Origin of the sequence: Prosthecobacter debontii, assembly GCF_900167535.1 — a bacterium.
GTDB classification, from domain to species: domain Bacteria; phylum Verrucomicrobiota; class Verrucomicrobiia; order Verrucomicrobiales; family Verrucomicrobiaceae; genus Prosthecobacter; species Prosthecobacter debontii.
Window position 1 is genome coordinate 495743 of the sequence record NZ_FUYE01000001.1, and the last position, 13856, is coordinate 509598.

8 protein-coding genes are annotated in these 13856 nt (G+C 55.6%); 4 read left to right on the forward strand and 4 right to left on the reverse strand.

Annotated elements, in window-relative coordinates; genetic code table 11:
* The 4 genes from hflK (B5D61_RS02095) to B5D61_RS02110 form a co-directional block, all read right to left on the reverse strand.
* Complete coding sequence (gene hflK / locus B5D61_RS02095) at nucleotides 1–1098, reverse strand: protease modulator HflK (protein ID WP_078811628.1); 1098 nt, start codon at nucleotides 1096–1098, stop codon at nucleotides 1–3.
* Nucleotides 1095–2081, reverse strand: a complete 987-nt coding sequence (gene hflC, locus B5D61_RS02100; RefSeq protein ID WP_078811629.1) for a protease modulator HflC — start codon at nucleotides 2079–2081, stop codon at nucleotides 1095–1097. The genes hflK (B5D61_RS02095) and hflC overlap by 4 nt, the downstream gene beginning before the upstream one ends.
* Nucleotides 2078–3862 (reverse strand): protease modulator HflK, encoded by a 1785-nt coding sequence (gene hflK, locus B5D61_RS02105; RefSeq protein ID WP_078811630.1) that lies wholly within the window; start codon nucleotides 3860–3862, stop codon nucleotides 2078–2080. Before hflK (B5D61_RS02105) ends, hflC begins: the two co-directional genes overlap by 4 nt.
* Before the next feature lie 102 nt (nucleotides 3863–3964).
* A complete protein-coding gene (locus tag B5D61_RS02110; protein ID WP_078811631.1) occupies nucleotides 3965–5632 on the reverse strand; it encodes an alkaline phosphatase PhoX in 1668 nt (555 codons plus the stop codon).
* A gap of 522 nt (nucleotides 5633–6154) precedes the next feature.
* Here B5D61_RS02110 and B5D61_RS02115 point away from each other — a divergent pair.
* From B5D61_RS02115 to B5D61_RS02130, 4 genes are all read left to right on the forward strand, one after another.
* Nucleotides 6155–7192: a hypothetical protein gene (locus B5D61_RS02115; RefSeq protein WP_139373005.1), complete on the forward strand. Its 1038-nt coding sequence runs from the start codon at nucleotides 6155–6157 to the stop codon at nucleotides 7190–7192.
* Nucleotides 7193–7228: 36 nt separating this feature from the next.
* Entirely contained in the window at nucleotides 7229–10036 is a 2808-nt protein-coding gene (locus tag B5D61_RS02120) for an immunoglobulin domain-containing protein (protein WP_078811633.1), read from the forward strand.
* Nucleotides 10037–10077: 41 nt separating this feature from the next.
* Complete coding sequence (locus B5D61_RS02125; RefSeq protein WP_078811634.1) at nucleotides 10078–12051, forward strand: hypothetical protein; 1974 nt, start codon at nucleotides 10078–10080, stop codon at nucleotides 12049–12051.
* A gap of 526 nt (nucleotides 12052–12577) precedes the next feature.
* Nucleotides 12578–13774, forward strand: a complete 1197-nt coding sequence (locus B5D61_RS02130) for a hypothetical protein (protein ID WP_139373006.1) — start codon at nucleotides 12578–12580, stop codon at nucleotides 13772–13774.
* Nucleotides 13775–13856: the final 82 nt, after the last annotated feature.

The window sequence follows — 13856 nt, forward strand, 5'->3', positions numbered from 1 at the left end:
TCATCGGGCGAATTCAGGTGCGGGTTCGAGGATGACCGCAGGGCGTGCCTGCTGAGCGGGGAGCAGGGTGCGCGACGACACCTGGCCCATCACACTGTCCAAGGTCTCTCTCAGCAGGCGTTGAGAAACGAGCTGAGGGTTGACGCGATAGTTCTCAAGCAGGGCAACAAAGGCGGCGGCTTCACCTCTGGCATCTTCGACAAGGGTTGTGGCATAACCTTCGGCACGGAACCGAATGGCCGAGGCTTCGCCTTCATATTTAGCTAGAGTTTCAGCATCGTACTGGCGGGCGTTTTCAAACATCGTTTTGGCCTGCTGACGCGCATTCGTCACTTCTTCAAAGGCGGCTAAGACTTGGGCTGGAGGAGAGAGTTCCCGAATATCGAGCCCAGTTATACGGACGCCGAGATTGAGCCTAGTGGCTTCGTCTTGGATCAGCTTGGCGGTCTCGGTTCCCAACTCTCGGCGGTCGTCCGTCAGGCTAGCATCGATGCGCCGAGCCACCAGCCGTGCTGAAAGTGCCCGATAGCTGAGTTGGGCCAGCAAGCGGTCGATCCCCTCCCCGGCAGTGGTGAATAGAAAAGGATCTTCGATACGATAACGCAGAGTGAAACGCCCCTGAATGACATTGGTATCCGCTGTTAACGTATATCCATGAATCACGGGATTCAGGGTCATGTTTTCATATTGCGGATACTCGGCCCCCGTGGTTTCACGGCTGTTGGTGCGCCGGGCCAGTTCTTCCTGGCTCAGCTGCAGGGGCTGGTCGGGATCACCGATTTTCGTTCCGATCAGAGCCCAGGCATCCAACGACAAGCTGGTATCTTTTCCTGTCTCGAAAAGCAAGATTTCATCAAAGGGTTTGGGCAGTCCCACCAAGAGGCCCGGGCCATGGAGGTGTGTCTGTAAACGGCCCAAGCGACGCACCAACGCGGTCTGCTGAGGCTGGATGGTATGGATGCCGGAAACGGCATACAGAAAGAGTAACGCGGCAAAGACCCAGCGGGCGTGAGCCGTGAGCTGTTTCAGGAAAAGCAAAAGGGCCTCAACGAAATGCCCTTCGTCACGTAAGTGAGGTTGGGAAGAGCGGGGTTTCATGGCGTTTGATCCAGGATGCTGGCTGAGGGAGCTGCTGGAGGAGACGAAGTGGGTTTGTCCGCCACAGCACCGGGTTCCTTTGCTTTGAGCCAGTGAAAAGGTGCCACGCTGGTGTCGAGGATCACCGTGGTGTTTTTATCCACCACGGTGCGCAGGCTTTGGAGCTCCCGCAGGAATTTATAAAACTGCGGATCCTGGCCATGAGCTGCGGCATAGATGGAGGAAGCTTCGGCTTCGGCTTTGCCGCGCATTTCTTCAGCTTGGCGTTTGGCATCGGCGATCATGCGTGTGGCTTCCTTATCGGTTTCAGCTTTCATCTCGGCTGTCTTGGCACGGCCTTCCGCCCGGTATTGGGTGGCCTCGCGTTTACGCTCGGCTCGCATGCGACGGAAAACAGACTCGGTATTCGCTTCGGGGAGTTGGATTTGGGTGATGCCTGCGGAAATGAGCTCAATGCCGAGCTGTTGAGCCGCATCACCGGAAGCCAGGGCGAGCATCTCACGCTCCATCTTGGCCAATGAGCTGTCACTTTCTTCCGTCATGAGGAGGTCGGTGAAGTCATGTTGGCCTAACACGGAGTTGCGCGCGCTGGTGATCAGGGCATCGAGTTTCGTCTGTGCGTTGTTGAATTCACGAACAGCGGTATGAAAACGCAGGGGGTCTGCAACTCGCCAAGTGAAGAAGACTGGAACAATGACATTGCGTTGATCGCGCGTTAGGGTCTCGCTCAAACGAATGCTGGCATGCTGGAGTCGGCGATCGACACGCACCACGCGCTCGATCGGCACGGGCAACCGCAGGCACAATCCAGGAGTGCTGATGATGCGATCTGGCCGACCAAAACGCAAGATCAGGACATGCTCAGTCTCACTGACGATGAAGGCGCATGCGGAGGCGAGGACACTGAGCCCAACTGCGGCTAGCAAGACCAGCCGAAGCATGATGGGTTGACGGCGAACGGGGGGAGAATCGGTATCACTCATGGTTGAGATAGCTCGGGCTGCAGGGGCTTGCCTAAATCCGTTTTCAGGAGGTTGTCCGCATCGGACGGGGTGAAGTCTGGGGCTGGCACATCCCCTTGGTCAGCACGCAGGTAGCCTTCGATGTCGAGGTCAAAGGCTTCCATGGATTTGGAAGGCCGTGGCACCAAGCTCTGGGGCCTGGGCGGCACCGTATCGACAAAGTCGGGATTGAGCACCTTACGCAAATCGATATGCGTGGGCATTTCACCCCGGATGGATGCATCGAAGATGGCCTTTTTAGCTCCGGATAGAGTCTCATCCAGCACACGAAAACCTTCGCGCCATTGATACAAGTCGGTGGCTTGCTTCCAAGAGGTGAGCATGTCGTCGAAGCGTGACGCTTGGCCTTTCACCTGCTCGATTCGGTTGTTTGCGTTGGACTGAGCGGTGACGAGAATCGCTTTGGCATCACCTTGAGAGCGGCTGAGGACATCCCGCCGGTAGGCCTCTCCTTCATGAAGCAAAGCTTCTTTTTCTTCCAAGGCACTGATCACCTCTTGGAATGCCGGTGCCACACCCACGGGAGGGTGAATGTCTCGGAGATAAACATTCAACAAGACCAAGCCACTTTGGCTGGCATCCAAGGCGTCTTGAAGATCTCGCTGAAACTGGTGTCTGAGGCTCTCGCGGGAACCGGTCATGATCTCCCGTGCCGGGAGACGGAGCGTCAGATTGAGAAGCACACGCTGTGCGAGGCTACGCAACAGGCCCTCAGGATCACCGGAACTGCGGAGAAAGAGGGCGGCATCCTGGACACGATAGAAAACTGGGACGCTGATGGAGAGAAAATCATCGCCACCACCCACGAGGGACTTCTGTTCGTCCTCGTAGTGCGTCTTTTCCCAGAGGATGGGTTGGCCGGGGTCCGCGCGGAACCCGAGCACCACCTCCCGCATGCGATCGGTCTCCACCGTGCGGATGCCTCCGAGAGGCCAGGGCAGAGAGCCGTGCAGCCCGGGGGCCAAAGCCATCTTTTCCCAGGTTCCGAGGTGTTGGCGTAGGCCCTGACTGCCCATGGGCAGCTCATGAATGCAAGTGAGTAGCCAAACGATGGCGAGGATCGTGACGATCAAGCTGGGTAGAGAGCGCCGCACCGTAGGCCACATCCACATCTCGGCCAGTTTAAGTTCTAATCCTTCATCCTTGGCGGCGGGTGAGGGAAGACAGCTTTTCCATTCGGGGCCTAACCAGCGATAAAAAAAGAAAGCTCCTGGCGCAGGAAGATGAGCCCAATGACGACGGGGGGTGTAAAGTCTGGCCAGAAGGCGGAGCAGGGTATCCAGGCTCAAGATGACCGTGACGAGTGCATAGCCGATAGCGATCCAAAGTTGCCAGGAGCCTTGCAGGTAAAGAGAGCCAAGCATGAGACCTGCCGTCAGAAAATGCAGAAAGACAGCCAAGCGTGTCAGACAACCTGGGATGGGAGATGCGGAGCGTTGTTTGAGGCCGGTGAGAATGCTGATGAAAGCGAGTGAAGAGCCGACCAGCAGGGCGGTGATCGGATGCACTGTGGCGAGGCTGCCCTGAGCCATTCCAGAAGTCCAGGTCCACCCCCAGACAGCCGTTGTGCCGAGGCTGACGAGCAATCCCGTGGCCAGATAGCCTAGGGCGATGCTGCTCAATAAGGCGCATGTCGCAGCCAAAGGCAGTAGCCACCACGTGCCTGTCATACAGGCGGTGATGCCTAGAGCCAGAGCTTCAGCTCCCAAGACATAGCCAGAGAAGGGAGGGCTGGATTTCATCGATTGGACTGGGATAAAAAGGGGGCTTTGAAAAAAGCATTTCCCGGTCAAGCGGATTGCTTGACCGGGAATGAGTCACCTAACTGAAAATGATCCGACGGATTATTCAGCAGCAGGGCGCATGATCAGGACCTGGCCGTCTTCAGCGAAGAGGGAGATAGCTTCAGTACGAGTGTAGGTGCCACCTTCCGGTTTGGGGATGTTGGTGCGGATGGAGGTCACAGCTCCGCCGCCACCGTTGGGAGTCACGCTGGTCCCGTGGGCTTGCACGTTCACGATGAAGGTGCCTGGGCCGAAAATAGCGTCGCCACGAATGACGCCGGAAGTCTCCCATAGACCACGGGTGGTGATGGCGGAGTGGGCATCACGAGCTTCCACACCGGCAAAGTTAAAGGTGCTCTGGAGCTTGGCTGCATAGTTGTTTTTGCGGTTCAGCGTCCACAGCCCTCCGTTACGGGCATACTTAGCAAACACAGCGTCAGCGGGGCTGTTACGATCTTCGCAAATGACGATGAAGTCTTTGGAGACGGCAATATTATCAATACTGACGGGGTAGTTGATCCCGCTATTGATGTTCCCGCCACCGTAAACACCAAGGGAGCCCGTGATGCCGTTGGCGGCATTCAGAGTGCCGGGATAGCCGTTGTAGCTACCGCCAGGCGTCACGATGAGGTCTGCGTTGTAAACCACGTTTAACGTGCCGTTGGCGATTGGGTTGGTGGGATGCATTTTCAGCTCATAAAGACGGCCGAGGTTGTTAGGGCCGCTGCCGCCTGTGGTGGCGATGAACAAGCTACGGGTGGGTTTGACGGGATCGAACTCTGTGTCTTCAACTCGCACGAAGCCAAAGGCTCCCACGGCATCGGCTGCGGCAAGCAGTTCTGTTGCGGAGAGATTGGCACCGTTAGGAATTTGTCTCCAGCTCACAGGCAGACTGCCTGTATAAAAGCTGCCTTCATTGTGCTGGGCGTCCCGACCGCAAAGAACATAGATTTTACCGTTGGTCAGACCGTTGCGATCCAGCGGTACTTTGGAGCGCATCTGCTTACGTCCCACATACATATAGATGTAGGAAGGGGAGCCGTTGTCTTCGGTAGAGATGGCCACCGTTAGAGAGTCGCGACGAGGCATGATTGCTGTGGTCTCGCGGGCGACACGACCTAGATCAGGCACGGTATACATGTTACCGTTGGCAATCGCAACGGTCTGAGAACCTTTGACATCACCATCGTAGTTACCTGTGGCGCTTTCTTCGTTGGTAAAGAAGAACGGGCGGTCCAGGCCATTTTCACGGCTGGCAAAGGAGCCGGAGCAGAAGCGGGTGAAAGCGTTTGTGTCACCTTCCTGAGGAGGGCGGTTCGAGACCTGTGTATTTTCCAGGAACAGATTGGCGTGAGCAGGTGCACCACTGAGGATGCCTCCGTTCGGAGCGAGAACGTAACGGGAAACGAAAGCGCCCTTGAAACGTGTCAAGCCGGGCAGCGGGGCGCTGTGAGTTCCGCTGGGCATTTCATGGGCCACAAAGAGAATGTTCTGGTTGGTAGCCTTGTCTTTGTAGAGCCCCATGGCATCAGGGATACCAACGAAAGCATACTCACTGGCAGCATCACCAGTGAGAGGCACACGGTCGCCTACGGTGACGATGGGTTCATAGCTGAAATCAGCTCCAGCGGCGGGAGTCAGATAGGAGAACTCCGAGGTCTTAAAGCCTTGTCCAAAGGCGGCAGAGGCGAGCAAAGCGCTGGCCAACAGGGTGGTGGATGTTTTCATGGGATGAGTTGGTCAAGAGAACGACAAGAAAAAACATCTCATCGTTACGCACCACACGAACCCATCCGGGAGAAGACGACAAATGCCGTAGAGTAACAGTTCTGCCTCATGGCATAATTGTCACAATCTGTGGCGTAACAAAAGTTGTGTTTAAGTGGGGGCTGAGGAATGATCATGGCTGCGGGTCTCTTGAACGAACATGTTTTGGCCGATGGTAACATTGAAAAAGGGCGGGGGTGTGGGAGGTGATCTTGGCTCCGTGTTTCCCCGTAAATTTGAACCAGTGGATTCCACGGTCTTCAACCAGATGAGAAGTGTTAGAGGCTGAATGTGACAAAGAAGTTACACATCTAATGCTATTGAGAGTAGAGATGCCAACTTTAGGCTCTAAAGGGTTGGATCAGACTGTCTAAAGGTGACGAAAGTGTTGCTGTGGAGCTTTTGTAGCAGGGGGGGAAGTGGGTTCAAATCGCGAGACGGTGCACAAGAACCCCTGCACCCCATGACCCCACCACCTCTACCATGACAATGAAACTAAGCTCTCCATTCGGATGGCTGGCATTGGCGGCGCTGAGCGCCAGCTCACTGCAAGGCCAAGAAAATATGCTGCCGGTCAGCCGCACCACTGGTGTGGTGACGGTGGACCTGCCGATCAATAAGTCCACTCTGGTGGGCGCCCCCTTCACCAGCATCGTGGCAAGCGGAACGGTTAGCGCCGTCAATGGCAACGTGCTCACTTTGAGCTCGTCTCCATCTTCGCTGCCTGATCTGACAACGACGCCTTACGCCATCAAGATCACCAGCCGCGTGGATCAGCGTGGCACGGGCAGTAACGCCCCTTCTGGAAGCAGCACCAATGCTTATGGTTATACCTCCAAGATCAGCGCCCAGGCTTCTCAAGATGTCACCGCAGCACTCGCTGTGGCGCCTAACGTCGGTGATGAATTCGTGATTTATCCGGTCAAGACTCTGGCATCCATCTTTGGGGCCGCGAACAGCGCCGGCTTGAAGGCTGACGCAAGCCCTGTCAACGCGGACATCGTTTATCTGGGTTCTGAAGGTGAACTGGTGGGGTATTTCTACAACAGCTCTGCCAGCGCATGGCGTGCGGTCGCCACTCCAGATTCCGGTGATGCTGGAGCTACTGAGTTGGCTCCCGGCACCGCCGTTCTCGTGGCTCGTAAAGCGGGTGGCAGCGCTGCCAACCTGGTCATCTCCGGTGAGCAGCTTCCAGGTCGCCAAGTCTCCAACGTGAGCGTCGGCTTCCAGGTGATCAACAACCCTTTCAGCGTGAGCACGACTCTGGCTGCGAGTGGACTGGAGTCATCTGTCACAGGCGGCACCGGCCCCGGTAATGCCGACATCCTCTACCTTGAGCAGGATGGCGTGCTGACAGGCTACTACTACAAAAACGGTGGTGTTGGCGGCACAGGCTGGCGCGCACTTGCAGATCCTCTCTCCAACCAGGGTGCAGCTCTGGTCGCCCCCGGGAAATCCATCCTCTTCAAAGAGCAAGTGGGTGCGGCGGGCCTCGTCATCCAAGAGCCCTTCGCCGAGTAACCTCAATAACCCCCTCATCACCCCGCATTTTCCCACATGAAAAAGTTCTTATTCTCTGCGCTACTTGCGGTAAGCGCATTTAGCAGCACCCAAGCTGCCAATCTCTATTCCAGTAACCTGGGTAATGGTCTGACCATTCCTGGAGTCGCTGGCGGTTTGCCCTCTGGCACAGTCCGTTTCGGTATCTTCCCAGACGGTTTCGATTTCGAAGCGAATGCTTCGGACTTTGCGGCTCTAGATGCTGCCTTTACTGAAGTCTCCGGTTTCAGCGGTGATCTGTCCGTCGATGATAACGATGGCTTTTATCAGGTCGCCACGACTTATGTCGCAGGCGGCACCTACGAAGGTGTTTCCTACGATTCCAGCATCGCTGGCAAAAAGATCTATGTGTGGGTGCTGAATAGCACCACACCTGCTAACTCCACTGAGCATGCGATCTTTTCCACCTCTCAGACCTGGGTTCAGCCAGATGCCGTGGTACAGGATTCCATCGTGTCTCCTGACTCCGATGCTCCTGGTCTTCAGGCTCACATCGGTGTTCTCGCAGGTGGCTCCATCATCGGTGCGGATCTGCCTTCTCACCAGATGGGGCTTCCAGCAGCGATTGCTTCTGTCTCCCTGACTCGCACCCCAGCGACGGCGGTGGTGAATGTTGAGGAGTCCATTGTCTTCACCGCTAACGTCGGTGCTGCGACCGGACCTTTCACCTTCAAATGGCGCCGTAATGGTCAGGTCATTTCGACGGTGACGGATTCTGTGAACAACCAATTCGTTATCCCAAGCACGACGACGGGTGACACGGGTACTTATGATGTGCTAGTGTCCAACTCGGAATCGACCGATGTTGCTTCCAATACGAACGTTCTCACGATCGGCACCAAGCCTGTGATTCTTACCCAGCCGCAGTCCACCGTGATCGCTGAAGGGGATACACTGAATCTGAGCGTTGACGCTGTTGGCCCAGGCACTCTGAAGTTCCAGTGGAAAAAAGGCGCCATCATCCCGGGAGCGGAATCTGAGACCCTCACGCTTTACAACATGAGCCTCAAGCAGGCCGGCGCATACACCTTCACGGTGAGCAATGCCCCAGGTGCTGGCACCGCTACGGTGACGAGCAGCAAGGCCGAAGTTGTTGTGGTCAGTCAAGTGACCAACACGGTCGTCGTTGCAGATGGTGCGAAGTCGGCTGCTCTTGTAGCTCTGATTGCTGGCAAAGGAGCGACCTATCAGTGGTTCAAAGAAGGCTCTGCCACTCCTTTGGCCGATGGTGTGGAATACAAAGGTGTGAAGACAACCAAGCTGGCGGTTTTGGCCATCGGCCCTGCCGATGCTGGCAACTACTATTGCCAAGTGACGGTGGGCAGCACGTCGGTGAACTCCGGCATTCAGACCTTGAACGTGGTGACTGGCCAGCCTGAACTGGATGACGCCGCCTTGGCTCTCATGCCTAACGCTCTCCTGGGAGCCACCTACGTGTATCAGGTGCCAGTGCTGGGTGGAGCATCCGCTTCTCCGACGAAGTATTCCGCCAAAGGTCTGCCTGCAGGTCTGAAGCTGGATAGCAAAACCGGTCGCATCACGGGCCGTCCGTCCCGAGTCACTACGACTGATGTCACAGTGACCTTCACCGTGAGCAACGCCAAGGGGAGTGATACTGGCACGGTGTCCATCGGCGTCGATAATTCCGAAGACCTGATTGGTTTGGCCGGTTCTTATGTGGGGCCAATTTCTCGTAACGTGGGCTCCAGCATCTATGGTGCTGAGTTGGGCGGTCGTTTCGAAATGACGGTCACCACCACCGGTGCTATCTCTGGTAAGCTGTTCCTGGGGGCCATGGTGTTGCCAGTCAAAGGCTTCATCGAAATGGATGGTGAGCTGCCCAGCACGGAGTTCGTGATCGTGCGTCCGAGCAATCTGCCTCCTCTCTATCTCGGTATCGAGATCGACGGAGATCTGATCAACGGTTACCTTAGTTCTTCCTCGGAGTCTGGTGAGCCGATCCCCGGTGACGACGTCGTGTTCGATGGCTACCGCAACATCTACAAGAAGAAGACGGCGGAACCTACAGAGTATCTGGGCCAATATAACTTCGTCATCGAACTGGATGAAGAGAATGACGATCTCTTGACTGATGAGACTCTGCCTCAGGGCGCTGGTTACGGCATCTTCACCGTGGCCGCTGATGGCAGACTGAGCGTCAAAGGTAAAACGGCGGATGGTGAGGCTTACACGACCTCTTCCTTCCTGAGCCCAAGTGGAGACGTCTTCATCTATCAGACACTCTACAAAACGGTTAAGAAAGGTTCCATCTTGGGGCGCTTGGTGATCGATGAGGATAAACTCATTGAGGGCGATGCCAGCCAACTTCGTCCGGCCGATCCTTCTGTCAAACAGCGCACCTATGCGGCAGGTTTTGACCTGACCGAAGAAGGCCTGATGCTGATCTCTGGTGGTGCATATACTTATCCAGCCTCCAAGGTGCATCTGAATGCGACGGCTAACAGTGTGACTCAACTGAGTTTCCTGCGTGGTCTGGAAGAAGATGCTGAGGCTGCTGAGGCCGCCATCACTCTGCTTGATAACTTCAAGCTGACGATCGGCACCAATAGCGGCAAGACCAAGCTGGCTATCAACGCCAAGACGGGTCTGATCACGGGTAGCTTCTCGCTGGCTGACAAGCGCTCGACCAAGTTCGAAGGCGTGGTCATCCCACAAGGCAACCAATCTGTCGGTGCTGGTTATTACCTGCTGGCGGAAGATCCTTCCAAAACGTCCCCGATCTTCTCGGGCGTCATGTCACTGGGGCTGCCTTCGGCACCTCCGCCACCTCCCTGCCATTACTAATCCGAGAGTCCCTACAGACGAAGAATCCCAAATTTAAAGATATGAAGCTACCTAAATTCAAAGCCCTCGGCCTCGCTTGCGCGGTCCTTGGCTGTGCCTTCAGCACCGCGCGTGCTGATATCATCGAGGTGAGTTCCAACATCTCCTCTGATACGCGTTGGACGCGTGATAACGTGTATGTGGTCACTCAGATCGTTTACGTTCTGCCTCCGGCTAAGCTGACTGTTGAACCTGGCACCGTCATCCGTGGTGCTAAGGCCTCGGTGACTGGTTTTACCAATAACCCTGGCTCGATTATCGTGACCCGCGGTGCCAAAATCATCGGGAATGCTACCGCAGATGATCCTATTATCTTCACCTGCTTGGATGACCCTCATGTGCCTGGTGGTGTCAATACCATCCCAGCCTTCATCACTGGTCAAAACGGCGTGGTAGAGGTACCTCAGCAGGATTTCAGCCTCAGCGGTAGCCCGGGCGGAAATGCCTTTGCTTACTCCAAAGAGTGCGGTGGTCTCGTTATGCTGGGTCGCACGCCGCTTGGTTATGACCGCGACGGCGATACCAACAACATTCAATGGGATGGAAACACCCACAGCGGCGATAACATCGCTTACCCGACTGTGTTTACCACAGCTACGGGAAATGGCACCGGCTTTGCTCTGATTGAAGGCCTTACCTCGACCACAGTGACCCTTGCTGAGGCATTTGATGCCGATGGTGAAGGTTCCGTCTTTGCTCCGAGCACCACCTTCAATCTTGGCTTTTTTGGCGGTGTGGACGAAGATGACAGCAGTGGTGTTATTCGCTTCTGGTCTCATCGTTACGGCGGTTTCAACATCGCCAGCAACAATGAGATCAATGGTGTGACCATGGGCGGTGTGGGCCGTGGAACCGTGATGGAGTTCCAAGAGGTGGCTCAGAATGCCGACGATGGTTTCGAGTGGTTCGGTGGTTACATCAATGCTCGTTATCTCGCCTCCGTGGTGAACGGTGATGACTGCTTCGATGGTGATTTCGGGTTTTCCGGTAACCTTCAGCATCTGTTTGCGATCAATGACAATGAGAGTTACAATCGCAGCGGTTTTGGCGGTGATTCGGACGGCACTCCCGTGGGTCGTAATAGCTTCGCCGTCAGTGATAAGATGTTTGAGTGGGACGGTTCTGAACCCGATAACTCGACTGTGACTCCACAGACCAACGCTTACATTTACAGCGTGACTCTGATCGGTAACAAAGGAGCTAACTTCGCGACTCCTGCCGCACAGGATAGTGCGATCCACATCCTCAAAGGTGCTTCCGGCCTGTTCTCACACGGCGTGGCTGAAGACATCGGCGGCGGTGGCAGTGGCGACGGTCCCCTCATCTTCATCGGTAACGCCTCCACCACTCCGGTGGGCACGACAGCTGACGTCAATAACTTCTACTACTTCAATATCGGCACTCTTCAATCGGGTGCTGGCGTTGCCAACGATCTGACCGGTGTGAGCGCTGCTGCTTCGACTCAGCTTCGTGGCAAGGGCCACTTGGTCAAAAATGGCCTTGATCCACGTCTGGTCCGTGATGACGCTCCTAACAGCGTGGCTCGTGATCTGACGCTGGCTCTGCCTAGTCGCCCGGGAGTGACCGGATTCTTCTCTCCGGTGCGTTATCACGGGGCGATGCGTGACAACAACTGGCTGTTCGGCTGGAGCTGGACTCACGCTGTTGAGATGATGACGACGACCAACGTGGCTCGTCCTCGCGTCGAAATCAGCGTGGCTGGTGATCAGGTCTCGCTGTCCTTCAATGCTGATCTAAGCGACGTGGCTGCTGGCGACGCTGTGTTGTACGTGATTGAGCGCTCTATCGATGGTCGCGCTTGGACGCCGATTGGCACCGTGCAGGACGGTTCAGCTGAAGATGAACCTCATCTGGTGCTGGCTGACAGCAATGGTGCTGCGGGTTCTATCACTGTAACGGACGCAGACTACACCTACACTGGTTCCCCGATTCTCTATCGCGTGATTCCTCAGTAAGCGAGTCGTGAAGCTCGCCAGAGCATATTGATCCTGGATGGGGTGGTCCTGATGGACCACCCCATTTTGTTCTTTAGATGAGGTGTCGGAAGAATGATATGAAGCAGGTGAGTCTTGGAGCTGGCTTCGATCCTGAAGCCGCCCGAGGCTGATGCATCTGTCGTTAGAGAACTGGGGGCGTATCTTTGATCGCAGTAACGGGCATAACGGTTGCTACACTTCGAAACCCTCCTGAATCACAATTCTGAGAAAGCTTGCTGCGGTGTGTCTGAGATGTCACAAAACTGCGACATGCCGAGCTTTAGTGACCCAGTCTCCCCGGATAATGCAACCAGACTGCTACATTGAGCCGTCCGAAAGAGGGTTAGGTGACTGTTTTGTCACCTAAATCGAGTTTCTTGATGGGGAAGGCGAAGCACTAATCGAACTTGCCATGAGCAGAGAACTCACGGCCGGTTCTATGGTCAACCCCTCCCCTTCTGAAATTCCTTGTTGGCGTCGAGTTTTTCGTCACTTGCACTGCGGCATGACACTGGTGTGCTTCGTCACTGGAGTGGGGAATGCCACTGCCAAAGAGTTGTCATCCACAGAGGCTTTGGTCAATCGTTTGGTGGAGGAGTCTCAGAAACACCAAAAAACCAGACCCGGCGACCCTCACGATCTGTTGAGACAGGCTGAGACTTACGCGGTCGAATTGGCGAGTGACGTCTCTGCTTACAATCACTGGATGCTACAGATCATCCAAGGATATGTAAAAAAGGGGCAGATCGAGGAGGCGGAGTATCTCGTGGATCGTCTGCCTGGTTACGGGAGCGCCCAAGCCCATGCCTTGTTGGCCCTTCACTACGCTCGCCTGCATCAGGCAGATAAGACTGAGCCCCATTTGATCGCTGCTCTGAAACAGGTGGATCAGATGAGCGGTCTATCCGCTGAAAATCTGCGCAGCCAATGCATCTTGGCTCTTTATCATCTCGGCAGAAAGACACAGGGAGACGCAGAGATGGGAAAACTCGGTCGTCTTTCTTTGTTGAGCTTGGAGACGGAACTCCACATGCAGGGATTGGTGCCTGCGATCAAGCTTCTGGATGCGAAACGTCGCCTGGTGTCGGTGCCGGATCAGGGCGAAGATGAGCGGCGCGCGCGCTTTTTGTTAGCCTGCGCTGAGCAGCAGTTTGTGAACGGGGAACCTGACTTGGGCAAAGCCTTTTTGGAAGAGATTGGTATGATGTCAGTACAGAACGGATTGCCGAATGCACAGCGTGTCTTGCTGGACTTGGCTCGTGTCGCTCGGATGGGAGGGCAGGAGCAACTTGCAAAAAAAAGCCTGAATCTGTTTCTGAAGTGCTGTGAGGCTTATGGTGATGGGGCGGACTGGAAGCCCATTTTTATGACCGATGCAGTGGGGGTTCTCCTTGCATGGCAGCAAAACGATCAGGCTCAAGAGTGGCTCAAGCAGGCTGAGGAAAGCATGGCGAAAGTCTTTGTCCTGGAAGCGCCTGCGGCTTATTTGGCCATCGCTCATCAGCATGAAAAGCTGGGCCAGGTCCAGGAGGCGGATGATCTTCTGCTGGCGGCGCTGAAGGCTGGAGCTTCCTACAAGCATCCTCGGGCGCGTGCCGAGGCGGAAGTGCGAGTCTGCCTGTATTTTTCTGAGGCGGGGCGTGCGATGCCCGCCCAGATTTCCAAGTTTTTCAGTCAGGCAACGGCGGAGGTGGCGCAATAAGGCATGAGATCAGTCGGCTTTGTATCAAACATGAGGATGGGCTGGATTGCCTGTTTTTTGTTAGGTTGTTCGCTAGCGTGGG